The organism is Clostridioides sp. LIBA-7678 (assembly GCF_056716065.1).
In genome coordinates, this window is the sequence record NZ_CP196987.1 from 1,258,509 (window position 1) to 1,282,245 (window position 23,737).

Genomic DNA, 23,737 nt, shown 5'->3' on the forward strand with positions numbered 1-23,737 from the left:
TAATATAATGTGATTTTAATAATGATAGTGGAGGTTTAAAAATGAGAGTCGAGGCCCCTATAAAAGTAGATCGAAAAACCAAAAAACTTGCTAAAAGAGTTGAAAGTGGGGAAATAGCAGTTATAAATCATATCGATATAGATGAAGTTGCTGCAAACTCTTTAGTAGAAGCTAAAATAAAACTTGTCATAAATGCGGCTCCTTCTATAAGTGGTAGGTATCCCAATAAAGGTCCAGGGATATTAACTGAAAATAATATACTAATAATTGATAATATTGGAGAAGAATTATTTGAAGAATTAAAAGAAGGAGAAACTATAGAAGTTGTAGATGGAAAGATATATAGAGAAGGAAAATTTTTAGGTGCAGGCGAAGTTTTAGACAAGTATGAAGTTTCACACCAAATAAAGGCTGCTTATGAGAATTTAGCTGTAGAATTGGATAGATTTATAGATAATACTATAGATTATGCTAAAAAAGAAAAAGGATTTATACTTGGAGAAGTAGAAATTCCAAAAGTGAAAACTAATTATGCTAATAAACATGTATTGATAGTTGTGAGAGGTCAGGACTATAAAGAAGATTTGAGTACAATGCTTTCTTATATAGAAGAGGTAAAGCCAGTCTTGGTTGGTGTTGATGGTGGAGCAGATGCTTTAATTGAGTTTGGATATACTCCAGATGTAATCGTAGGAGATATGGATAGTGTAAGTGATGAAGCTTTAAAAAAGGCTAGCGAAATAGTAGTACATGCTTATACAGATGGAAGGGCTCCAGGTCTTAAGAGGGTTCAGGAATTAGGCCTAGATGCAATTGTATTTCCTGCACCAGGAACTAGTGAAGATATAGCTATGCTTATTGCTTATGAGTATAAGGCTGAGTTAATAGTAGCAGTTGGAACACATTCAAATATGATTGATTTCCTAGAAAAAGGTAGAAAAGGTATGGCAAGTACTTTTCTAGTTAGGCTCAAAATAGGTTCAAGACTTATAGACGCTAAAGGTGTCAATCTGTTATACAGAAGTAAATTAAAAATAAAGTACATATGGGCATTAATAGCAACAGCTTTGTTCCCTGTATTGGTAGTCGCATCACTATCACCAGGTGTTCAACAATTTATACAACTAATGCAATTAAAATTTAGAGTATTATTACAGATGTAAATTTTAGGAGGATAAATATGCATATTAATATGAAATATTATATAGTCACTATAGGTGCTATATTTATAGCTTTGGGTATAGGCATGTTAGTAGGATTTAATTTAAATAATAATCAACAATTAAGTGAACAACAAGCAAATATAATAAATGATTTAGATGACAAGTTTAATATTTTAAAAGAGAAAAATGATAAACTTGATGGTGACTTAGCAAATGTAAATAAGGATTATGAAGAAGCAGTTAATTTTATAAATAAAAATGTAGATAAGATTTTAGCTGGTTCATTAAATGGTAAAAGCATAGGAATAATATCAGCTAATGAAAATGATGATTATACAAAAAATATAGAAGACATAATAAATAAATCTAATGGAAATATTGCCTTCAATATAGTATTAAAAGAAAATATAACAAATCCAGAAAAGTTAAAAGAAATCTCAACTAAATTAGGTACAGATATAAAAAATGCAAGCGATGCTGTCAATTATATAATGGATACCCTTAAAAAAGAAGATGCAAGTGATATTCTGACATATCTTCAAGAACTAGATGTAATAAAGTTTAACTCTCTTGGTAATACATATCTAAAATATGACTCTGTTGTAATAGCTGGTGGAAATGATGCAAAAGATAGTGCAAAACAGTTTGAAAAAATAGAAAAATTTGTAGTTTCAAAACTTAAATCAGAAAATAAATATTTAGTAGAAGTTCAAAATACAGGAGTTAAAACTTCTTATGTAGAACTATATTCTAAAAACAAGGTTGCAACTGTAGATAATATTGATGAAGGAATAGGAAGTATATCTCTAGCTATTCTTTTACAACAAGGAAACATAGTTGGTAACTTTGGTAGATTAGATACTGCAACTTCATTGTTGCCATCTATTAAATAGAAATAATTTTAAGGAGAGAAAAAATGGATTCTTATATAAGTATAATAATACCAGCTTATAACGAAGAAAGTAGAATAAAATATACATTAGATAGTATAGTGGATATTAAACAAATAAACGAGATAATAGTTGTTGATGATGGTTCAATTGATAATACTGCTAAAGTTGTATCTGAATTAGAGAATGAAAAGATTAAATTTTTTAAGTTAGATAAAAATAGAGGCAAAGGATATGCTTTAAATTATGGCATTAAGTTAGCAATGAAAAATGCAGATATTATAGGATTTCTAGATGGAGATTTAGGAAGTTCTGCTAAAGAAGTTGAAAAATTAATAGTACCTATATTAAATGGTGATGCTGATGTTACTATAGCTAAGTTTCCTCCTGCAAAGAAAAAAGGCGGTCTGGGATTTGTAAAAGGTTTAGCTAAAAATTCTGTGTTTGAGATGACAGGTGTTGAGTTAGATGCGACTTTATCAGGTCAAAGAATATTTAAAAGAGAAGTTTTAGAAAAGTTTGATGAAATACCTTTTGGATATGGAGTAGAAGTTGGTATGACTATTGATATCTTAAAGTATGGATTTAAAATTAAAGAAGTATTAGTAAATATGACTCATAATGAAACAGGAAGAAATTTAAAAGGGTTTATTCATAGAGGAAAACAGTATTATCATATAAAAAAGGTTTTAGGACAAAAAAAGAAAGAATGGAGGTAATATCTTAGTGGAAGATTATATACTTTATACCATTTTATTATTAACAGGATTATTTGGAACCTATGCTGTAATACCACTATTTAAAAATCTATTAATAAATGGAAATATACTTAGACCAAACTATAAAAAAGATATGATACCAGTAAGTATGGGAATTGTTTTTTTGCCTATGGTTGTAATTAATGGGATAATACTTACTTTCTTTACTACAGAATATAGGGATTTAACATATATATTTATGTTTATGTTTGGTATGATATCGATGTTCTTTGCAGGGATATTAGATGATATTATTGGAAATAGAGATGTAAGTGGATTAAAAGGACATTTTAAAAGTTTATTTAAAGGAAGTCTTACAACAGGAGGTTTTAAAGCATTATTTGGCGGATTTGTAGGACTTATAGTTTCTGTTGCTATATCAAAAGATATAATTGACATAATAATAAACACACTGATAATAGCTTTATCAACCAACTTAATGAATCTCTTGGATTTAAGACCAGGAAGAGCAATAAAAGTATATTTATTTATAATGGTGATTATATTTTTGACATTAACAGGTTTTGTTCAAGTGCTTCCATTACTTATAGTGCCAAATGTGCTTGCGTATTTTAATTATGATTTAAAAGCAAGAGCAATGATGGGAGATACTGGTTCAAATGTTCTTGGAATATCTATTGGAATTATGATTGCTTTTGGATATTCATTTAATGTTAGATTGGGATGGTTAATATTTGTAGTTATTATGCATATATTCACTGAGAAATACTCATTAACTAAGATAATAGAAAAAAATAAATTATTAAATTTTATAGATAAATTAGGAAGGTAACATTATGATAAGTAAAAGAGTGGGGATTGTTGAATCAATAGTAAGCCAAACTGAAACGCTTGATGATATAAGAGTGAATATAAATGGGGAAGTGCAAAGGGCATACAATTATCCAAAGCTATCTGGAACTATAAATGTAGGAGATGAAGTAGTTTTAAATACAACAGCAGTAGAACTGAGTTTAGGTACAGGTGGATATCATTTTGTAATAACTAATTTAAATAATTTAGAATCTACTTTAACTGAAGGTGGTCATATAATGAAACTTAGATATACACCTCTCCAAATAAAAGTTGATTCTATTGAAGAACAAGAAAGTATTTATCATGATGAATTTGGAAAGTTTAAAGGATTAGAAGGTCTTTCTGTTGTAGTAGGAACTCTTCACAGTATGTTGACTCCATTTGCAGCTTCATTTAAAAGAAGTAATCCCAATAAAAAATTAGTATATATAATGACTGATGGAGCATCTCTTCCAATATATTTAAGTAAAAACGTGGACACTTTAAAAGAAAAAAAATTAATAGACAATACTATAACGATAGGTAATGCATTTGGTGGAGATTATGAATGTATAAATATATATACTGCACTAATTACAGCTAAAGAAATATTAAAGGCAGATGCAGTATTTGTAAGTATGGGACCAGGAATTGCTGGAACAGGAACAAAATATGGATTTACAGGAATTGAACAAGGTCCAATTCTCGATGCTGTAAAAAAACTTGGAGGAAGAGCAATAGCAATTCCAAGAATTAGTTTTGCGGATAAAAGAGAAAGACATCAAGGTATTTCACATCATAGTATGACCGTATTTAAAGAGATTGTAAATGTAAATATAGATATACCAATAACTATATATGATGATGAAAAATTAAAGTTTATAAAAGAACAAGTAAGCTCAAATGGTTTAGATAAAAAGCATAATATAATTTATATAGATAATAATAAAACAAAAGAGGACTTAGAATATTTTAATCTAAAAGTAAAAAGTATGGGAAGAAATTACGAACAAGATGAGGCATTTTTTAAAGCTGCAAGCACAGCAGCATATTACTTAATGGAGGTTTAAGATGGTATTAGAAGAAAAAACTATTAGTAGTGATAGGGTTTATACAGGTAAAGTAATTACTTTAAAGGTCGATACTGTTGAAATTCCAGGGCAAGGATATCAAAAAAGGGAGTTAGTAGAAGTTGGTGGAGCAGTAGGAATAGTTGCAGTTACAGATGATAACAAGATTGTACTAGTTAAACAATTTAGAAAGCCTATAGAAAAGCCAATTTTCGAAATTCCAGCTGGTAAGTTAGAAAAAAATGAAAGTCCAAAAGAATGTGCTGATAGAGAACTAAAAGAAGAAACTGGATATAGTGCAAAAAATATTAAATTAATACATAAATTTTTCACTTCAGCAGGTTTTTCCAATGAGATAATGTTTGTATATTTAGCAACAGGACTTACTCCAGGAGAGAATAATTTAGATGCAGATGAGTTTTTAGATGTATATGAAGTTGAGCTTGAAGAGGCATATAATATGGTATTAAAAAATGAGATTGAAGATGCAAAGACTTCTATTGGATTATTATTAGTAAAAGATATGTTTAAAAATTAATATTTATAAAAATGAATAACCCTTTGTCCTAAAGCATATTATTTTATAAAGGACAAGGGGGAATAAAATTGAGAAGAACATATAGAAGAAATGATTTTAGAGAATTGAATAGACAAATAATTATTATAGGATTATTGTTTATGATGTCTATTGTTATTGGGTCTTACATAAATAAAATCTTGCCAGGTTCTAGTGACAATATATTAAACAATATAAATCCTGCTGTAGAGTATTATAATCTAAATCTAAACATAAAAGAGACAGTTATACAAAATTTGAAGTCAGATGGAATTTTTATGGGCTCAATAGCTCTGTTAAGTCTATTTGTAGTAACGATTCCAGCTGTAATAGTAGTTTTTGTATTAAAAGGTATGTCCATAGGATATACAATAAATAGTTTTATATTAGCATTAAAGTTTAAAAGCGTAAAAATGATTTTAATAATATTATTTAAAAATTTGATTATTATTCCATGTGCAATCATATTAACATTAATTAGTATAAGCTATTTCAAAGAGATGGTTTATGAATTTAAAAAGAACAACAGAAAAAATATGCAATTTTTAATTAAGAGGTATATACTAAATATTATAATTATAATAGCACTATCATTGGGGTTGCAATTAATATTAAATACTGCAAGTATTGGTATTATTAAGTTCCTAGTTAAATAAAGGAGTTTATAATGGATATTATAGAGGGATATATAGATTACATAAAAGATAAAAAAAGATTATCAGAGAATACAGTGGCATCATACTTTATGGATATAAAAAAATATATGGAATATATAAATCAAAAAAGTATTAAACTAGTAGATATAGTTGAAAATGATATTATAAGTTATTTAATAAAGTTGGAAAAAGATAATGTGTCAATAGCTACAATAGCGAGGATGATATCCTCTATAAAATCTTTTCACGATTACTTATTTTTAAATCATGTATGCACAAATAATCCTGCAAAGGACATAAAAAAACCTAAAATAAAAAAAGAAAATATAAATATACTTACAGAAGAAGAAATTGAAAGATTATTGAAGTTTCCAAAGTTAACAACACCTAAGTTGGTTAGGGACAAGGCTATTTTTGAAGTGTTATATGGGACTGGTATAAAAGTGTCTGAATTAGTAGATATGAACATAGAAGATGTTGATTTGGATATTGACTATATATATTGTAATTCATGTTGTAAAAGTCAAAGAGTGATACCACTTTGTGATATCACAAAACTTTATTTGGAGAAGTATTTAAAAGAAGCAAGACCTAAAATGGCTGTAGAAGGTGAAAATTCATTATTTGTAAGTTCATTAGGTCAAAGATTTACACGACAAGGTCTTTGGAAAGTCATAAAGAAATATTCTAATTTAGCTAATATAGATAAAAATATAAATCCTACAATGCTTAGACATTCATTTGCAATTCATTTGTTAAATGAAGGGGCTAACATTGCTGTTGTAAGTAAAATTTTAGGAAACGTTAATCTATCTAGCCTTCAAGTATATTTAAATCATATAGATAAAAACGTGAGAAGAGAAATAAAGGAAAAACATCCTAGAAATGATATTGATATAGAATTACAAAAAGCAGAGGCTAAATAGACTGTATAGCAAATTTTATAATTTAAAAGGAGCGTATTTATATGAGCAGAGTGATTTGGATTGTAATTGACAGTGTTGGGATAGGAGCGTTGCCTGATGCCGAAAAATTTGGAGACAGTAAGGATGTAAGTACTCTTGGAAATATATTTAAAGAATATCCAGATATACAAATTCCTAATATGAGAAAATTAGGCATAGGAAATATAGATGGTGTAGATTTTTTTGAAAGTATAAAAGAGACAATAGGTTGTTTTGGAAAATGCAAGGAAATGTCTCAAGGAAAAGATACTACCACTGGTCATTGGGAAATGACTGGTATAATAGTTGACAAACCTTTTAAAACATTTGAACATGGATTTTCAAAAGAAATAATAGAAGAATTTGAGCAAAAAACTGGAAGAAAAGTAATAGGAAATAAACCAGCTTCAGGAACTGTAATAATTGATGAATATGGAGAACACCAAATAAAAACTGGAGATGTAATAGTATACACTTCAGCTGATAGTGTATTTCAAATAGCTGCTAATGAAGAGATAATCCCACTAGAAGAACTTTACAATATGTGTAAAATAGCTAGGGAGATAATGATGGGAGATAATGCAGTTGCTAGAGTAATTGCTAGACCATTTATAGGGAAGAAAACAGGTGAATTTGTTAGAACTTCAAACAGAAGAGACTATTCATTAGACTCATTTGAACCAACAGTTCTTGATAATATAAAAGAGTCAGGGCTTGACGTTTTGGCAGTTGGAAAAATAGAAGATATTTTTAATGGAAAAGGAATTACAGATGCTATCCATACTAAGAGTAATATGGATGGAGTAGATGAAACTTTAAATTATATGAAGCAAGAAAATAAAGGTCTGATATATTCAAATCTTGTCGATTTTGATTCTAAATATGGTCATAGAAGAGACCCAGAAGGATATAAGAAGGCACTTGAAGAGTTTGACAGTAGACTTCCAGAAATAATGGATAATATGAGAGAAGACGATGTTCTTATAATCAATGCGGACCATGGAAATGACCCAACATATAAAGGTACAGACCATACAAGAGAATATATACCAGTTATGATTTATGGGAATAAGGTTAAAAAAGGATTTAATTTAGGAATAAGAGATACTTTTGCTGATATTGGAGCAACTGTTGCAGATATACTAGATGTAAAATTACCTAAACATGGCTCAAGTTTTAAAAAAGAATTATTCTAAATTAAGAGGTAAATAAAAAATTTAGCTTAACAGAATGGAGGGATTGGATGTTTGAAAATATAGAGCAAAGTAGCAAATTTATAAATTCCAAAATTAGTATAAAACCTAAAATTGGTCTGATATTAGGTTCTGGACTTGGGGATTTGGCAAATGATATAGAAGATTCTGTTACAATTAAATATAGTGAAATTCCAAATTTCCCTGTGTCAACAGTAGAAGGACATGCTGGACAACTTGTTATTGGAAAGCTTGAAGGGAAAGAAGTAGTTGCTATGCAGGGGAGATTTCATTACTATGAAGGATATTCTCAAAAAGAAGCTACTTTTCCAGTAAGAGTTATGAAAGCTTTAGGTGTCGAGACTCTTATAGTAACCAATGCTGCTGGAGGCGTAAATAAAAAGTTTAAAGCAGGAGACTTGATGATTATAAGAGACCATATAAACTTTAGTGGAAGTAATCCATTAGTAGGTAAAAATGATGATAGACTTGGAGCTAGATTTCCAGATATGTCAGATGCTTACTCTTCTAAATATATAGATATAGTCAAAGATTGTGCAAAGAAATACAATATAGATGTAAAAGAAGGTGTTTATATGTTTTTTAGTGGGCCAAATTATGAAACACCAGCAGAAGTAAGAATGGCTCAAATATTAGGCGCTGATGCTGTAGGAATGTCTACTGTTCCAGAAGTAATAGTAGCAGCACATTCTAATATTAGTGTTATTGGTATATCTTGTATAACTAATATGGCTGCTGGTATCTTAAATCAGCCATTAAGTCATGAGGAAGTAATACAAACTACTCAAAAAGTTAAATCAGAATTTATGAATTTAGTTAAGAGTACAGTAAAAAATTTATAAATATTTTGAGTGGATTTATAGTGAAATAGTTAATGTATTATTTGAAAAGAATTAATAAGAAGCTGTCTTGATATAGAAAGTTATTTCTAATGAAAGACAGTTTTTTTATAATACTATAATATTTGAAAGTGTTTTGAAGTTTAATATTTATTCAAATTATTACAGATTAGAATGGAGATTTCAAGTATGAGAATGTATGATATTATAAAAAAGAAGAGAGATAAACTAGAACTTAGTAAAGAAGAAATACATTATTTTATAGAAAACTATTCAAAAGGGAATATACCCGATTATCAGGCTTCTGCACTATTAATGTCTATTTATCTAAATAAGATGAATAAACAAGAAACCGTGTATCTTACAGAAGCAATGATGCACTCTGGTGACATTATAAATCTATCAGGTATAGAGGGTATAAAGGTAGATAAGCATAGTACTGGTGGTGTTGGAGATAAGACTACCATAGCTCTTATACCTTTAGTTGCTTCATGTGGAGCACCAGTTGCAAAAATGTCTGGTAGAGGTCTTGGTCATACTGGTGGCACTATTGATAAATTGGAGTCTATACCAGGTTTTTCAACAGAAATGGATATAAATAAGTTTATTGATTCTGTAAATAACTCTAAAATAGCAGTATGTGGCCAAAGTGCAAAGGTAGCAATTGCAGATAAGAAAATATATGCACTTAGAGATGTTACAGCAACTGTTGATGATATATCATTAATAGCATCTAGTGTAATGTCCAAAAAATTGTCCTCAGGAGCAGATGCAATTGTGCTAGATGTAAAAACTGGAGATGGAGCATTTATGAAGACTTTAGAAGAGTCTTTTGAATTAGCTAAATCTATGGTTGATATAGGTACTGGTATGAACAAAGATACAATAGGGATTGTAACAGATATGGATGAACCTTTAGGTTTTGCAATAGGAAATTCTTTAGAAGTTATAGAAGCAATTGAAACTTTAAAAGGAAATGGCCCTAAAGACCTTGTTGAACTATGTGAAGTATTAGGAGCATATATGTTAGTTTTATCAAAGGTTGCACATGATTTTGATGATGGTATTGAAAAGATAAGAGAATCTATAAAATCTGGAAGTGCTATACAGAAACTTAAAGAATTTATAGAAAATCAAGGCGGAAATAAAAATGTAGTAGATGATTATTCTTTATTCAAAAAACCAAAGTATAAACATCCAGTTAAATCAAACAAATCAGGTTATATAAGTAAAATTAAGGCTGAAGAAGTTGGTTTATCAGCAATGATTCTTGGAGCAGGTAGAGAGACTAAGGCGGATATTTTGGATTTATCAGCAGGGATAGTCTTAGAAAAGAAAGTTGGAGATTATGTAAATGAAGGTGAAGTTTTAGCATATTTGTATTATGATGATGAACAAAAGTTTTTATTAGCAAAAGACAGATTTGTTAATTCATATTCAATTGTAGATGAAAAAATAGAAAAAAATAAATTAATATATGGTATTGTAACACAGTGTGGAATTAAAAAGTTTTAGAAAATTTTAGAAAAGTGATTATAAAAGACCTAACATGTCAAAAATAGTGTTAGGTTTTTTATTTTTTTGATATATAAATAAGTTTATTCTACAAGATGATTGAAAATTACAGTATCTAGATTTATAATAGAAAATGGATAAATATACATAAGGAGTAGATTATATTATGAATTTTAAAGAAAATAGATTAAAAATAGCAGCATTAATAATTGTTATTTTAATTATCTTAGCAGGGGTGTTTATATCCATGCAAATAGGTCCTTATAATAAAAATAACAAGAATGATGTAATTATTGATATTCCAAGTGGAGCATCTGTCGCAAAAATATCTGACATATTATATGAAAATAAATTAATAAAAAATGAACTATTATTTAAACTCTTGGTAAAGGTTAGTAATAAAGCTCCATCCATAAAGTCAGGAACATATTTACTTAACCAATCGTATTCAAATAATGATATAATAAATCTTTTGGTTTCAGGTAAAATATATCAGGATGGTGTAAAAATTACTGTTCCAGAGGGTGCTACATCCAAAGAAGTTATAGCGATGTTAGTGAATAAAAATTTAGGAGATAAAGCCACTTTTGAAAATTTAATAAAAAAACCTCAAGAATTTTATGATAAATTTGCGTACTTGAAGGAGGATGGAATAACTTCTTTAGAAGGATTCTTATATCCAGAAACTTATTATTTTAATTCAAAAAAACAATCAGAAAAAGACATTTTAAGTGAAATGTTAAAGGTATTTGATAGTAAATATACGGACAAGCTTAAAAATAAGCAAAAAGAATCAAAGATGACTCTTCAAGAAGTAATGGAAATGGCTTCAATAATCGAGAAAGAAGCAGTACTTGATAAAGATAGACCAATAATAGCAAGTGTATTTTATAATAGACTTAAAGTAGGTATGCCTCTTCAATCAGATGCGACAATACAATATATATTTGAAGAGAGAAAGAAAATTGTAACATATGATGATTTAAAAATTGATTCACCATATAATAGTTATAAAAATAAAGGTTTACCTCCTACACCAATATCAAATCCTGGTATAAAATCTATTGAAGCTGCACTATATCCAGAGAAAACTGATTATCTGTATTTTGTAGCTAAGATTGATGGTGGGAATAATTATAGTACAAACTACCAAGACCATTTAAAATATGTCAAAGAATATAAAGAAGCGAGAGATAAACAAGACAAAGATACAAAAACAACAAATAAAGAAAATACAAAAAAATAAACAATGATTATAAAAAGTCTAACAGGGTAAGAATAATGTTGGGCTTTTTTATTGAAAATTGTTATTCTTAGATTTATAATAAAGAAAGTGTAAACATATATAACAATATGAATTTAAAAAATAATAAATTAAGACAATGTTTAAATATTTATTATTTTAGGGAGTGTTTTTATGAGTAATATAGTTAATGACTTAGTTGAAGATTATATAAGAGTGACATTAAAAGAAAAAGAAGGACTTTTAAAAGACTTAGAAATTTATGCAGAGGAAAATAGCGTTCCTATAATACATAAAGAAGTCTCAGATTTATTAAAAGTCTTATTAAAGATTCAAAAGCCAAAGAGAGTTTTAGAAGTAGGATGTGCAATTGGTTATTCTTCTATTTTTTTTGCAACTATTATAGGAAAAGATGCAGATATAATAACTGTTGAAAGAAATGAAAAAATGATAGAAAAAGCAAAAGTAAATATAAAATTAGCTGGATTTGACGATAACATAACTATACTAGAAGGAGATGCAGAAGAAAAACTTAGTCAAGTCCAAGGTGAATTTGACCTTATATTTATAGATGCAGCTAAAGGTCAATATAAGTTGTTCTTTGATTTAGTTATAGATAAATTAAAAGATGGTGGACTTTTAGTATCTGATAATATTTTATATAAAGGTATGGTTGCACATGATGATTTCGTTATAAGAAGAAAGAAAACCATAGTAAAAAGAATGAGAAATTATTTAGATTATATATGTAATTGTGACTATTTAAGTACATCATTAATACCAATAGGTGATGGTGTAGCACTAAGTTATAAAGAAAGTAAAAGAGGTGACGTAGATGGAATTAAATAAAGTTGAACTTTTAGCTCCAGCAGGTGATTTGGAGAGATTAAAAATAGCTATAACATATGGAGCAGATGCTGTTTATATAGGTGGAGAAATTTTTGGAATGAGGTCTGCTGCAAAGAATTTTAGTAAGGAAGATATGGCAGAAGGAGTAGCTTTTGCACATGAAAGAGGAAAAAAAGTATTTGTAACAGTAAATATAATACCTCATAATGAAGATTTTCTACAATTAGAAGATTATTTATTGGAATTAGAAGAGATAGGAATAGATGCAGTCATAATAGCTGACCCAGGAGTTCTTAGTGTTATCAAAAAAGTAATTCCAAATATGGAAATACATTTAAGTACACAAGCAAATACAACTAACTATTTAAGTGCAAAATTTTGGTATGAGCATGGAATAAAAAGAGTTGTGGTGGCAAGAGAATTATCTTTTGATGAAATATCTGAGATAAGAGCAAAGACACCTTTAGACATGGATATAGAAGCATTTATGCATGGAGCTATGTGTATCTCTTATTCTGGAAGATGCCTAATAAGTAATTATATGACTGGAAGAGATGCAAATAAAGGTTCTTGTGCTCAGTCTTGTAGATGGCAATATCATTTAGTAGAAGAAAAAAGACCTGGTGAGTATTTCCCAATATATGAAGATGAAAGAGGAACATTCTTCTTTAATTCAAAAGATTTATGTATGATAGAGTATATACCAGAATTAATCAAATCTGGTATAACAAGTTTAAAGATAGAAGGTAGAATGAAGACTTCATACTATGTAGCTACTGTTGTAAGAGCATACAGAATGGCAATAGATGAATTTTATAAAGACCCAGAAAACTGGAAATTCAATCCAATGTGGATGGAAGAATTAAAAAAAGGTAGCCATAGACATTTTACATCAGGTTTTTACTTGAATAAACCAACAACAGAGGACCAAAATTATCAGTCAGCATCATATGTTAGAAACTATGATTTTATAGGTATAGTTAGAGAAACAGAAGATGAAGATGGTCTTGTTGTAGTTGAACAAAGAAATAAAATGTGTGTTGGTGATGAAATAGAGGTCATGGGACCATATAAAGAAACTATGTTCACTAAAATTGAAGAAATGTATAATGAGGAAGGAGAAGCTATAGAGTCAGCTCCTCATCCTAGACAAATAGTTAAATTAAAACTATCAGTAAAAGTTGGTAAGGATTATATGCTTAGAAAAGTTATAGAAGAGAAGGTTGAAGAATAATAAAAATTTGATAAAGATAGTATTAGCCCCTTAGAAATTGTCAATAATGAAATTATCTAAGGGGTGATTTCATGTCAAAAAAGAAGACTCCATTTTTGAAAAAAGTGGGAAAGAGAAGCTGGTATATATTTACTATAATTTTGATAATTTATAGTGCTTTAATTTATAGACTGGTTGATATACAAGTATTAAAAGGTGATAAATACAAACAGAGTGTAGAATCGCAAAGTGTTGAGAAAGTAGAGTTAAATAGTGGAAGAGGAATAATTTATGATAGAAATAACAAAAAACTTACAGATACAAGTAAAACTCAGGTATTGGTGGTTGAAAAAGAAAAATTAAATAATAACTATAAGATTTTAGAGCTGGTTAAGAAGGCTACTAAGATGAAAGATTTGGATATATATAAGGCTATACAAGAACAATTAACACATCCTATAATACAGATTCAGGCTAAAGATATCGATAATAGAATGAAAAAAGAGCTTGAGAAAAATGGAATAATGATAGAAGAAAAAACTATGCGATATTCAAAAGATGGTTTATTGTCACATACAATAGGATATATAAAAGAGGATGATAAGTCAGGACAAGCAGGAATCGAGAAAAGTATGGACAGTGTGCTTAGAAATTCAAATGAAAAGTATATAAGTGCTTTTAAAGCTGGAGATGCAGGAAATGAAAAATCTTTAAACATATTAAAGGGAAGTGTAAAAACTATTGATGATAAGGCTAAAGATAGACATCTAAAAACTACAATTGATTATGATATTCAGAAAAAATTAGAACAGATACTAAATAAAGAAGAAAACCCTACAGCAGTGGTAATTTCAGAAGCTTCTACAGGTGAAATTCTTGCAATGTGTTCTAGACCTAATTTTGACCAGAATGATATATCAAAAAGTTTGAAAGGAAAAAATGGAGAATTTGAAAATAGAGTTATAAAGGCTACATATCCACCAGGGTCTGTATTTAAGATGGTAGTTTTATTTTCTGCACTTGAAAATGGTGTTGTAGATGAGAATTATACTTATAACTGTACAGGAAAGACTAAAGTTGGAAATACTAATGAAATATTAAGATGTAATAAAATAAATGGTCATGGTTTCCAAAATTTAAGACAAACTTTTTCTAATTCATGTAATCCTGCATTTTTAGATATAGCTATGAAACTTGGCAAAGAAAAGATACTTAAATCTGCTGAAAGACTGCATTTATTTGAAAAGGTTGATATTGGTCTTGATGAAGAAAAAGTTAGAGAAGCTCCCAAAAACATATCAATACGAAATTTAGCTATAGGACAAGAAAATATAGAATTTACACCACTTCAAATAAATCAAATGACTCAAATAATGGCTAATAATGGAACATTCAAACCATTATATTTATATAAAAGTCTTGTGGATAATAATATGAATACAATAAAAACTTATAAGTCTTCAAAAAAGGAAGAACTGATTTCTCCTTATGTGTGTACACAAGTTAAAGAGATTATGAAGTCTGTGTCTAAGGATGGTACAGCTAAAGACTTAAAGGATTTAGAAGGTGGATGTGGAGTTAAAACTGGTACAGCTCAAAGTAGTTTAAATAAAAAAGCAATAGACCATGGATGGATAACTGGATTTTATCCTGAAGAAAGACCTAAGTATGTAATAACTGTGTTAGTAGAAGGAACTCAAAAAGGAAGTAAATCTGCAATACCTATATTTAAAGAAATATGTGAAAGCATACAATAAAATTATATATTATAAAATTTAAGGATATATCGTAATTTTTAGATTAAAGACTATGTCTAATACTATTACGATATATCCTTTTAAAAATTATAATATTAACTTTCTTGAACAAGCTCTTTTTCTAGTTTTTTAAGAGCTTTTTTTTCGATTCTAGATACATATGACCTCGATATATCGAGTTTTTGTGCAATTTCTCTTTGCGTTTTATACCCATAAGGAGTTAACCCATATCTTAACTGTACAATTTCTCTTTCTCTAGGAGTAAGAATTTTGTTTAGTTGCTCATAAAGTTTTCCGACTTGAACTTTTAGCTCAACCTCATCAAGAACATGGTTAGCTTCTGTACCAAGTATATCTAAAAGACTTATTTCATTACACACTACGCTTTATATGTTATTGATATAACTGCTTTTCATATAATTTAAGATAGACTGTTAACTCAAAGGAATCTAGTTTTTGTTCTTTAGATTTGTAATAAACAGCTCTATCAATGACAGATTTCAAAAGTTTATTTTTTCCAAGAGAATCTGAATCATGATAAAGAGATAGAACTGTTTTAATATCTTCTATCATTTTTGAAGTATCTTTTTTAACTATATCTAATTTATTTTTTAGTGTTTCTATTGAAAATTTAATTTCTTCAGTTCTTGAATCTATATTATTAGACCTATCAATAAATGTATCTTCATCATATATGCCACGTTCTAATAAATCATACAACTTATTTTTTTGTTTTCCTAATTCTTTTAATTCAGTTTCTAAGCCTTTCAATACTCGTTTTTGAAATTCTATATTATTATCAGTATTACTTTTCTTTAAATCTATATCAGATATTCTTAACTGGTATTTTTTTACTGCATCTTCTAATGACTTCAAAATAGCAGATTCAACAAATTCAAAGCGAGAACTCTTATTACAACCAGGATGATAACAAATTATATAGTCATGGTCTGTATATGGTCTATATACTAGAGGTCTACCACAGTTTTTACAGATTACTATGCCTGCAAGTGGATTCTTTATTTGATTACCATAACTAACATGACCATTTTTATTAAGTATATTCTGAGCTTTTTTCCAAACCAATTCACTTATTAGAGGTTCATGTTTACCTTTCGCTTCAATCCATTCGTCTTTAGGTCTTAATTTAACTGTTTTTATTTTATTTGGATTTTTGGATTTTTTATAATCTTTCTTTCGCCATTGTATATAACCACAATAAACTTTGTTTTTTATTATATTTGTTATTGCGGAGTTATACCAACTAGCACCTGTAGCAGTTTTAATTCCTAGATTGTTTAGATATTTAGATATTTTACTACAACCCATATCTTCATTAATATATAGGTCAAAGATAGTTCTAACTACATCAGCATCTTTATTTGGTACAAGAATTCTTTCTTTTCTACCTGTAGTTACAGCGTCATATCCAAATGGGGCAGAAGTACCTATAAAATTTCCTTCCTCAACTGATTTTATTCTTCCTCTTTGCATTCTTCTTGATATAAGTTTTAGTTCTTTTCTTGCCATAAATGCTTCAAATTCTGAGTATTCTTCATCAAATTCATCTGTTAAGTCATACGTTTTTCTAGGTGTTATAATTTTAGTTTTACTTTCTTTAAAAGTTTCTAAAATTATACCTTGGTCTTTCATATCTCCACGACCAAGTCTGTCTAAATCCATTACTAATACTGAATCATATTTATTTTCTTCAACTTCCTTTAGAAGTTCAATCATTTTTGGTCTATGTATTATGCTTTCTCCAGATACCAGTTCTTCTTTTATTTCGAGTACATTTAGATTTTGGTCTTTTGCTAGTTTTAATAGAGTTGATTTATGTCTGCTTAGAGTTTCAAATTCTCCTTGCTTTTCTGCCTCTTCATCAGCACGAGATTTTCTTAAGTATATAGCAACACTCATATAAGTAATCACACTCCTTAAATATAGTATATTAGTTATATAAGGAGATATTTCATGTTAAGCAAAATTAGTTAAGATTGTAAAAATAGTATGAAAATATCGCATGAATCGACAGTATCCAATTGGAATATATAGTATAATGCAATTGAAAACAATTTCTAGGGGGGAATTATATGTGTAATTTTAAAAAAATATTAAGTTTACTTACGGTAATGTTACTATCAGTTTTTATGGTGGCATGTTCTAGTGGGGGAGAAACAAAAGATGAAAGTAAAGGTAAGGATAAGCAATTTATTGAGGATTTAGGAAAAGGTCTAAAAGAAAGATGGGCTTTGGCATCTAAAGATGAAGCTGGGACATTAAATCTAAAGGAGAATGAAGCTTATGAGAAGTTTGTTAAAGTAGAAATGGATGCTGTATCAAAGTATAAAGATGCTGAGTTTGATAGTCCAGAACTTGGAAAATTAGCAAAAGATTATATAAAAGCTCTTGAAGATTCAAAAGAATCTATAAAATATTATTCAAAAGATGAATTAAAGTTCTTAGAACTTTGGGAAAAGCCCTATAATGAAAGAAGTACGATTTTGTTGACTTTAGTTGATAAGTTTGGTTTAAAAGTAGATGAAAAAGAATTTAAGGTATTAAAGGATAATGCACAAATTGTAAATGAAGAAAATGCATCAAAAGAAAAAATTGATGCTATGGTTAAAGGTATAAAATTTGAAAAGGTAAAGGATGAGTATGATTGGAAGACTTATCAAGCTACTGTAGAAAATACAAGTGATTTAGATCTTCAAGACTTTTATCTAGATATAAATTTAATAGATAAAGATGGTGTAATAATTGATACACAAACATCAACATCGATAAATGGAACTTGGGAAAAAGGACAAAAAGTTAGGCTTGAGTTTGATACAGATAAGGACTTTGAAAAAATAGAGTGGACACCTCATTATTCTGCAAATAACTATAGTATACTTGAATAGATGATAGAGATTTAAGGGTAATAAAGAAAGTGCTTTCTGATTTCAGAGAGTACTTTTTTATTAGATAAATTATAAATGTATTATAATTATATAAATTACCATAATATGTTATAATAATTCTAGCAAGAAGTTGTAACCTACAATCTAAGAGTGGAGTTCATACAAACAAAGGATTATTCTCCCACATTTTAAGAAGGGAGGTGATTATGTATGGATAATTTTTTACTAAGTATATTAGCCAGTGTTATGGCTAGCGATATAGTTTACTTGATAAGTAAGTTATTTAGAAAACGTAAAAAACCACTCAAAGCTGGCACTAAGAGTGGTTGGGAATTTGACTTTAAAATCAAATTCCATAAGTTTAAATAATTTCTAGTTTTTTAATCACGAACTTCACTCTACACCACATAGATTGCAGTTCTTCTTGCTTTTATTATATCACAAATTGGTATAAATATTCAAAAATAATAATTTTACTCCATAGTAAAAGTATATAGTATAGTTTTTATACCATTAGTTTTCCTAGAAATTTGTTCTTTTCCTTCACCTATTAAAGTGACTATATCTATAAATATTAAGCATCCTTTCATTTTTTCCATAATATTTCTCACTCATGTATTATTTTGTTATTATTAAGCTCTGTTTAATACATTTATCTGTTTTAATTTAACAACATTTCTTTCTCAATACCCACCAACTCCTGCAAAATAAGGTTACAACATAAATTGAATACAATGTATCTATGATTGTAGTGATTGTTCATAGTACTATATTTCTAATTTTAAAATCTAAATTAAGATAGTAGATACATGTCAAATTAAAATTCTAAAAACAAGATATATATTGAGTATAAGACAAGTATATGGACTCATATTTTATAACAAGGGGTGATATTGTGAAAATACTACAACAATTTAAACCATTTAAATATGACACAGAAAAAGATATAGAGTATGATGAAAAGATTATAGCTAATCAAAGTACAGAAGTCTATATAATATATCCGCGTATTTCTAATGAAGAGAATAAAAGAAGATGGGAAGACTTTGATGCTGTAGCTAAAGAAGTAGCCATTAATATATCAATGAAAAAAGCTGATACAGTAGAATGTTAATAAAGTATAGAAGTTGCTACTATTTAGCGCTTCTTTGACATAAAGTTGGACAAGTATTTTCAAACAACTAGGATATTAATTTACTTAGTTGATATAAGATAAAAGCGAAGAAATTTAAAAGGAATTTTTATTTTATAAAAATAATTGAATCTATAATTATAAAAGAATTTATGATTCATAGTTAATGTTAGGTTATGAAATATGTAGAAGATTTAATAATAGCAATAAAACTTGAAGAAAACTTGAAGTGTAAAAATCTTATGTAAGATGTATTATAGAAGTTGAATCATGACAATTGTAATATGCAAAAAAATTGAGTTTGTATATTATTTGCCATAAATATTGGATATACATTCTAACTGTGAGAAGAATTTTACTGAAAACATATATCATATTTGTAGTAACAAATAAAATTATAATCAATAGGTTAATGTGTTATTTAAATATTAAAGGAGTTTTATATAAGATATATTAAATAATTGAAATTATAAAGATACTAGTTAAAAAATAATATGAATATGAAATGGGTGAATTAGGAGGATTTAAGTAGTGGCTAAAAATGAGTTATTATTAGAGTTACATAAAGTTTTATATAAAATGGAGAAACACTGCAATGATTTTATGAAAAAATCAAGAAAAGGAGATAATCTAAACTGTAGTGATTGTGAATTTTATATAAATAACTATGATTTAAATAATAATAGTTGTTTATATAAAGATATTAAAAATTTTAAGGTATTTGATACTGTAGGTATAATGGTTAAAGCTTTAGACATGAAAGTATCTAAGGAAAGAAAAGTGAAATATCCATATATATATAAGCATTTTAAAGGTGGTTTTTATGTAACTATAGGAATTAGTAAGCCTGTTGCTTATTTTGAACTTAATAAATCATTGTTTGAAGTTGATAGTTATTATTTGGTAGCAGAAAATGGATTTAATGCAGTACATACTGAAACTAATGATATTGTGATTATATATAAAGACTCAGATGGCAATTTCTATCATCAAAAAGAAATAGATTGTGAAGAACTAGTGATTTATAAGTCTTTATATAGTGGAACTGGAGCATTTGCAAGGCCAATAGATATTTTTTTGTCTAAAGTAGATAAAGAAAAGTATCTTAATACAGCACAAGAGTATAGATTTGAGGAGTTTGAGTAGTTAACTATGATGTTTCTACTAAGGTCATATTGATACTATAAAAAATTGTAGAATATACTATCAACTTCAACAATAAAGTATGTTTTACAAAATGCCGTAAAGCCACATAAATACTAGGTCTATGTGGCTTTGTCTTACTTCATTAGAAAGTTTAAAACTCGATTATTAAAGTCTTTTGCCTCTTCATAGGTGGCGTGGCCAAGACCTTTGTATATAAATAATTCACTATTCTTGATTCCTTCTGCTAATTCTAAAGATGACTTTGTCCCTACAATACTATCATTGTCGCCTCCAATAATTAAGGTTGGAGATGATATTTTATCCAATTTAGAATAGGAATTATGCTCAATACATGAAGTGGCTTGTATAAGAAATCTTCTAAAATCTTTTGGTTTGCCAATATTTACAAGAAGAGGATAGAAAAAACGATATTTTTTTAAATATTTTTCTGAGTATGATTTTTCTGCTATGTCAATCATTAGACTCTTATAATCACTTTGCTCTGCCATCTTCATCCAACTACCAACGACTTCTTGTATGGTTTCATTTTGTTTTGATGAGGTAACCACCAGCATAAGTTTATTAACTAAATCTGGATAATCGGCAGCAAGATATTGTGCTATCATTCCACCTTGAGATACTCCCATAATATCTGCCTTTAAAATCCCAAGAGTTTTCATGACTTTTGCTTGGTCTCTAGCCATATCTCTTGTAGAATAACCTTCTTTCAAACAGTTTTTTCTGCTGAACATATACACCTTAAACTTTTGAGCAAATTGCTTATAACTCAATGCAAAAGCGGTTGCCTGTATCTGCCCATGAATTGGGGAAAGTCCATCCCCCAAACCTGGCAAGATAATCAGTGGTTTTTGGCCTTTTCCAAACTCAATATAATTTACTGTTTCCTTGTCTACTACTACTTGATGGAATCGAGAACCATAAAACATATTTTACACCTCTTTCTTTTCACTAATAAGTCCACATTTTAAGATTGTTATGTGGTCTGTAAGGCTATTAACATATTCCTGTCGTATGTTATCAATATTTGTATTTTCTTGTATCTGAATATGAGACAAAAAATCCTCATTAAACCCAGTTAAAAACCATTTTAAAATATCAATACTCTTTTTCTTATCAAATCTAAGTACTGATGTGTCTACATCATACAATAGCTTATAATAAATGCTTTGACCTTCCAGGCCATACTGTGCTTCAACTTTTTGATAGATTTCAGTATTACTTTTGGTAAATGCAGTAGCAATCAATTTATATTCATTGGGGTGCTTAATATACCAATCAAATTCCAATTCTGAATATTTAATGATTCTTTCGAACAACTCTTTTGGAAGAAAATTTATTTCCTTTGCTAAACTCACCAGAAGCTCTTGTGTAACAGAATCGAGTATATAGAAGTACAATTCATCCTTATTTTTAAAGTATTTGAAAAGACTTCCCTTGCTAATACCTGCATTTTGGACAATTCTATTTGTTGAACTATTTTCATATCCATATTTAGCAAATTCATCAATACTAACCCTAGTAATCTTGTTACGTTTTTCTTCACCTAGTTCAAGAAATATATTAGTAGGCATAAGAACTCTCCTTTTTAAATGACCATGTGGTCACTGATTAGTTTTAAATGGTGACCATGTGGTCACTATAATGAGTATATCCTGTATATATTTTTCTGTCAACATACTTTAAAGAAAAGCTATCAATGTGTAAATAGTATGATTCATGTAATTTTATAAGGACTAAAGAAATAGTTGACATACAAATTGTATTACTATATCATTGTATTAAGCTCTTAATACAATGATATAGTAAGGAGGCAATGAATGAAAACTAGAAAATATAATATTACAAAAGGATTGTTTATAGTATATATAATCATTTTGACATGGATAATACTATTTAAGATGCAATTTGATATTTCATCACTTGAAGCAATGAATCTTAGAAATATAAACTTAGTGCCTTTTGCTGGTTCGCTTATAGTTAATAATAGAGTAGATATATCAGAGATTATATTAAATGTAGTTGTATTTGTACCATTTGGGATATATTTATGTATTCTAAAAGAAGAGTGGAGTTTTATAAAAAAGATTGTACCTATTTTTTTAGCAAGTTTAGTTTTTGAAACACTTCAATATATATTTGCAATAGGTGCAAGTGATATAACTGATTTGATAGGAAATACATTAGGAGGAATAATAGGAATAGCAGTTTTTGTGCTATTGTCAAAAATATTTAAGGACAAGGCAATAAAAATAATAAATATACTAGCATTGATTGTGACAGTTGTTGTGATATTATTTTTAGGATTGCTTATTATTACAAACTTATAAAGCCAATTAAAGTGTATATTAATAATGATGATGTGATTAATCAAAAGTAATAATAAACTTATAATAAATAGTAAAATACAATTGTATAAGAATTTAATTATAAATAAAAGCACATTAAATGGCGTGGGTCCAGTTGAATATCGTACTCATGCCATTTAATGTGCTTTTTATAGTATTTACTTGATAGGGTCATATCTATATATAGGTGTTTTCATAAATTATCATGGAAGTATTATATCTTAAAAATTTTGAATATTTAATTCTTGATTTTCTTTTGTCTTTTCTAATAAATCTAAAGCACAATTAATACAAACCTTGATGTCTGCATTGGTACTTTTATCATAATAAGTTATATATTTATTTCTATATTCATCTATTTCTTTTCCACAACAACTACATAATACGATTACGCTCATATTTTAATTCCTCCGTCTCTGATTATTCTTAATATATTCAATAGTGTAATTTTTCTGAAAATAATAATTGTTAAAACTCTATCAACTTGACCTTTATTTTCTTATTATAATGCATTTTAATAAAAAAATAAAGGCTATATATAAAATATTTATAGAAAAAAGTATAATATGGAATATTTTATAAAATTTTATTATTTTTTATAATAATAAAATATACATTAATATCCATAAAATGACAAAGATGAAAAAACTATTAAAATAGAATATTTCTAGTTTTAATATAAAATACTTGTTTGCTATATGTATAACAATTTATTTAAGAGTATG

At 28.0% G+C, this 23,737-nt stretch carries 26 protein-coding genes; 20 read left to right on the forward strand and 6 right to left on the reverse strand.

All coding sequences use genetic code 11. The annotated features are described in order from the left end of the window. The first annotated feature begins 41 nt into the window (after nt 1–41). From steA to ACTG46_RS06160, 15 genes are all read left to right on the forward strand, one after another. On the forward strand, nt 42–1,163 hold the full coding sequence (gene steA, locus ACTG46_RS06090; RefSeq protein ID WP_054269718.1) for a putative cytokinetic ring protein SteA: 1,122 nt from the start codon (nt 42–44) through the stop codon (nt 1,161–1,163). A 17-nt stretch (nt 1,164–1,180) separates the two neighbouring features. Next, complete coding sequence (locus ACTG46_RS06095; RefSeq protein ID WP_407813336.1) at nt 1,181–2,056, forward strand: copper transporter; 876 nt, start codon at nt 1,181–1,183, stop codon at nt 2,054–2,056. 23 nt (nt 2,057–2,079) lie between these two features. Then, nucleotides 2,080–2,772, forward strand: a complete 693-nt coding sequence (locus ACTG46_RS06100) for a glycosyltransferase family 2 protein (RefSeq protein ID WP_054269720.1) — start codon at nt 2,080–2,082, stop codon at nt 2,770–2,772. A 7-nt stretch (nt 2,773–2,779) separates the two neighbouring features. Then, nucleotides 2,780–3,604 (forward strand): hypothetical protein, encoded by an 825-nt coding sequence (locus ACTG46_RS06105; protein ID WP_054269721.1) that lies wholly within the window; start codon nt 2,780–2,782, stop codon nt 3,602–3,604. Between the two features lie 4 nt (nt 3,605–3,608). Then, a complete protein-coding gene (locus tag ACTG46_RS06110) occupies nt 3,609–4,676 on the forward strand; it encodes a DUF3866 family protein (RefSeq protein ID WP_054269722.1) in 1,068 nt (355 codons plus the stop codon). A 1-nt stretch (nt 4,677) separates the two neighbouring features. Continuing rightward, entirely contained in the window at nt 4,678–5,214 is a 537-nt protein-coding gene (locus ACTG46_RS06115; RefSeq protein ID WP_479923759.1) for an NUDIX hydrolase, read from the forward strand. 68 nt (nt 5,215–5,282) lie between these two features. Continuing rightward, nucleotides 5,283–5,888, forward strand: coding sequence for a stage II sporulation protein M (locus tag ACTG46_RS06120; RefSeq protein WP_074178869.1), 606 nt, complete (start codon nt 5,283–5,285; stop codon nt 5,886–5,888). Nucleotides 5,889–5,899: 11 nt separating this feature from the next. After that, nucleotides 5,900–6,814 (forward strand): tyrosine-type recombinase/integrase, encoded by a 915-nt coding sequence (locus ACTG46_RS06125; protein WP_054269725.1) that lies wholly within the window; start codon nt 5,900–5,902, stop codon nt 6,812–6,814. 41 nt (nt 6,815–6,855) lie between these two features. Beyond that, entirely contained in the window at nt 6,856–8,028 is a 1,173-nt protein-coding gene (locus ACTG46_RS06130; protein WP_479923760.1) for a phosphopentomutase, read from the forward strand. Between the two features lie 47 nt (nt 8,029–8,075). After that, complete coding sequence (locus tag ACTG46_RS06135; RefSeq protein ID WP_479923761.1) at nt 8,076–8,888, forward strand: purine-nucleoside phosphorylase; 813 nt, start codon at nt 8,076–8,078, stop codon at nt 8,886–8,888. A gap of 186 nt (nt 8,889–9,074) precedes the next feature. Next, nucleotides 9,075–10,400, forward strand: a complete 1,326-nt coding sequence (locus ACTG46_RS06140) for a pyrimidine-nucleoside phosphorylase (protein WP_479923762.1) — start codon at nt 9,075–9,077, stop codon at nt 10,398–10,400. 166 nt (nt 10,401–10,566) lie between these two features. After that, the gene (mltG, locus tag ACTG46_RS06145; RefSeq protein WP_231300549.1) at nt 10,567–11,646 is read left to right on the forward strand and encodes an endolytic transglycosylase MltG; all 1,080 of its coding nucleotides are present in this window, start codon (nt 10,567–10,569) and stop codon (nt 11,644–11,646) included. 171 nt (nt 11,647–11,817) lie between these two features. Continuing rightward, nucleotides 11,818–12,492 carry an O-methyltransferase gene (locus ACTG46_RS06150; RefSeq protein ID WP_054269730.1) on the forward strand — a complete coding sequence of 225 codons (675 nt, stop codon included), beginning with the start codon at nt 11,818–11,820 and terminating at the stop codon, nt 12,490–12,492. After that, nucleotides 12,479–13,726, forward strand: a complete 1,248-nt coding sequence (locus ACTG46_RS06155) for a peptidase U32 family protein (protein ID WP_054269731.1) — start codon at nt 12,479–12,481, stop codon at nt 13,724–13,726. The genes ACTG46_RS06150 and ACTG46_RS06155 overlap by 14 nt, the downstream gene beginning before the upstream one ends. A gap of 71 nt (nt 13,727–13,797) precedes the next feature. After that, on the forward strand, nt 13,798–15,462 hold the full coding sequence (locus ACTG46_RS06160) for a peptidoglycan D,D-transpeptidase FtsI family protein (protein ID WP_479923763.1): 1,665 nt from the start codon (nt 13,798–13,800) through the stop codon (nt 15,460–15,462). A 95-nt stretch (nt 15,463–15,557) separates the two neighbouring features. On the opposite strand, the gene ACTG46_RS06165 is transcribed toward ACTG46_RS06160, so the two are convergent. Both ACTG46_RS06165 and ACTG46_RS06170 read right to left on the reverse strand, forming a co-directional pair. After that, entirely contained in the window at nt 15,558–15,842 is a 285-nt protein-coding gene (locus ACTG46_RS06165; RefSeq protein WP_021383999.1) for a sigma-70 family RNA polymerase sigma factor, read from the reverse strand. Between the two features lie 13 nt (nt 15,843–15,855). Next, complete coding sequence (locus ACTG46_RS06170) at nt 15,856–17,382, reverse strand: recombinase family protein (protein ID WP_407963590.1); 1,527 nt, start codon at nt 17,380–17,382, stop codon at nt 15,856–15,858. Nucleotides 17,383–17,555: 173 nt separating this feature from the next. On the opposite strand from ACTG46_RS06170, the gene ACTG46_RS06175 reads away from it, so the two are divergent. Continuing rightward, nucleotides 17,556–18,368: an FxLYD domain-containing protein gene (locus ACTG46_RS06175; protein ID WP_054269734.1), complete on the forward strand. Its 813-nt coding sequence runs from the start codon at nt 17,556–17,558 to the stop codon at nt 18,366–18,368. Nucleotides 18,369–18,578: 210 nt separating this feature from the next. Further along, nucleotides 18,579–18,737 carry a type I toxin-antitoxin system toxin gene (locus tag ACTG46_RS06180; RefSeq protein ID WP_479923764.1) on the forward strand — a complete coding sequence of 53 codons (159 nt, stop codon included), beginning with the start codon at nt 18,579–18,581 and terminating at the stop codon, nt 18,735–18,737. A 104-nt stretch (nt 18,738–18,841) separates the two neighbouring features. Here the strand turns inward: ACTG46_RS06180 and ACTG46_RS06185 are convergent, their stop codons facing one another. Next, nucleotides 18,842–18,967, reverse strand: a complete 126-nt coding sequence (locus tag ACTG46_RS06185; protein WP_265327121.1) for a hypothetical protein — start codon at nt 18,965–18,967, stop codon at nt 18,842–18,844. 296 nt (nt 18,968–19,263) lie between these two features. Between ACTG46_RS06185 and ACTG46_RS06190 the strand changes: the two genes are divergently transcribed. Together ACTG46_RS06190 and ACTG46_RS06195 are read left to right on the forward strand one after the other, a co-directional pair. Further along, entirely contained in the window at nt 19,264–19,482 is a 219-nt protein-coding gene (locus tag ACTG46_RS06190; RefSeq protein ID WP_479923765.1) for a hypothetical protein, read from the forward strand. Nucleotides 19,483–20,031: 549 nt separating this feature from the next. After that, nucleotides 20,032–20,646, forward strand: coding sequence for a DUF1653 domain-containing protein (locus ACTG46_RS06195; RefSeq protein WP_479923766.1), 615 nt, complete (start codon nt 20,032–20,034; stop codon nt 20,644–20,646). A 134-nt stretch (nt 20,647–20,780) separates the two neighbouring features. On the opposite strand, the gene ACTG46_RS06200 is transcribed toward ACTG46_RS06195, so the two are convergent. Together ACTG46_RS06200 and ACTG46_RS06205 are read right to left on the reverse strand one after the other, a co-directional pair. Further along, nucleotides 20,781–21,593 (reverse strand): alpha/beta fold hydrolase, encoded by an 813-nt coding sequence (locus tag ACTG46_RS06200; protein WP_479923767.1) that lies wholly within the window; start codon nt 21,591–21,593, stop codon nt 20,781–20,783. Nucleotides 21,594–21,596: 3 nt separating this feature from the next. Beyond that, nucleotides 21,597–22,238, reverse strand: coding sequence for a TetR/AcrR family transcriptional regulator (locus ACTG46_RS06205; protein ID WP_479923768.1), 642 nt, complete (start codon nt 22,236–22,238; stop codon nt 21,597–21,599). Between the two features lie 246 nt (nt 22,239–22,484). On the opposite strand from ACTG46_RS06205, the gene ACTG46_RS06210 reads away from it, so the two are divergent. After that, nucleotides 22,485–22,994: a VanZ family protein gene (locus ACTG46_RS06210; RefSeq protein WP_479923769.1), complete on the forward strand. Its 510-nt coding sequence runs from the start codon at nt 22,485–22,487 to the stop codon at nt 22,992–22,994. Between the two features lie 239 nt (nt 22,995–23,233). On the opposite strand, the gene ACTG46_RS06215 is transcribed toward ACTG46_RS06210, so the two are convergent. Beyond that, nucleotides 23,234–23,410 carry a DNA-directed RNA polymerase gene (locus ACTG46_RS06215; RefSeq protein WP_167641073.1) on the reverse strand — a complete coding sequence of 59 codons (177 nt, stop codon included), beginning with the start codon at nt 23,408–23,410 and terminating at the stop codon, nt 23,234–23,236. Nucleotides 23,411–23,737: the final 327 nt, after the last annotated feature.

Coding starts and splice junctions, on each gene's coding strand:
- ACTG46_RS06215 (WP_167641073.1), bottom strand. CDS start 23,410: ATGAGCGTAATCGTATTATGTAGTTGTTGTGGAAAAGAAATAGATGAA.
- ACTG46_RS06095 (WP_407813336.1), top strand. CDS start 1,181: ATGCATATTAATATGAAATATTATATAGTCACTATAGGTGCTATATTT.
- ACTG46_RS06135 (WP_479923761.1), top strand. CDS start 8,076: ATGTTTGAAAATATAGAGCAAAGTAGCAAATTTATAAATTCCAAAATT.
- ACTG46_RS06210 (WP_479923769.1), top strand. CDS start 22,485: ATGAAAACTAGAAAATATAATATTACAAAAGGATTGTTTATAGTATAT.
- ACTG46_RS06175 (WP_054269734.1), top strand. CDS start 17,556: ATGTGTAATTTTAAAAAAATATTAAGTTTACTTACGGTAATGTTACTA.
- ACTG46_RS06130 (WP_479923760.1), top strand. CDS start 6,856: ATGAGCAGAGTGATTTGGATTGTAATTGACAGTGTTGGGATAGGAGCG.
- ACTG46_RS06150 (WP_054269730.1), top strand. CDS start 11,818: ATGAGTAATATAGTTAATGACTTAGTTGAAGATTATATAAGAGTGACA.
- ACTG46_RS06170 (WP_407963590.1), bottom strand. CDS start 17,382: ATGAGTGTTGCTATATACTTAAGAAAATCTCGTGCTGATGAAGAGGCA.
- ACTG46_RS06140 (WP_479923762.1), top strand. CDS start 9,075: ATGAGAATGTATGATATTATAAAAAAGAAGAGAGATAAACTAGAACTT.
- ACTG46_RS06110 (WP_054269722.1), top strand. CDS start 3,609: ATGATAAGTAAAAGAGTGGGGATTGTTGAATCAATAGTAAGCCAAACT.
- ACTG46_RS06160 (WP_479923763.1), top strand. CDS start 13,798: ATGTCAAAAAAGAAGACTCCATTTTTGAAAAAAGTGGGAAAGAGAAGC.
- ACTG46_RS06155 (WP_054269731.1), top strand. CDS start 12,479: ATGGAATTAAATAAAGTTGAACTTTTAGCTCCAGCAGGTGATTTGGAG.
- ACTG46_RS06125 (WP_054269725.1), top strand. CDS start 5,900: ATGGATATTATAGAGGGATATATAGATTACATAAAAGATAAAAAAAGA.
- ACTG46_RS06185 (WP_265327121.1), bottom strand. CDS start 18,967: ATGGAAAAAATGAAAGGATGCTTAATATTTATAGATATAGTCACTTTA.
- ACTG46_RS06180 (WP_479923764.1), top strand. CDS start 18,579: ATGGATAATTTTTTACTAAGTATATTAGCCAGTGTTATGGCTAGCGAT.
- ACTG46_RS06200 (WP_479923767.1), bottom strand. CDS start 21,593: ATGTTTTATGGTTCTCGATTCCATCAAGTAGTAGTAGACAAGGAAACA.
- ACTG46_RS06100 (WP_054269720.1), top strand. CDS start 2,080: ATGGATTCTTATATAAGTATAATAATACCAGCTTATAACGAAGAAAGT.
- ACTG46_RS06205 (WP_479923768.1), bottom strand. CDS start 22,238: ATGCCTACTAATATATTTCTTGAACTAGGTGAAGAAAAACGTAACAAG.
- ACTG46_RS06115 (WP_479923759.1), top strand. CDS start 4,678: ATGGTATTAGAAGAAAAAACTATTAGTAGTGATAGGGTTTATACAGGT.
- mltG (WP_231300549.1), top strand. CDS start 10,567: ATGAATTTTAAAGAAAATAGATTAAAAATAGCAGCATTAATAATTGTT.
- steA (WP_054269718.1), top strand. CDS start 42: ATGAGAGTCGAGGCCCCTATAAAAGTAGATCGAAAAACCAAAAAACTT.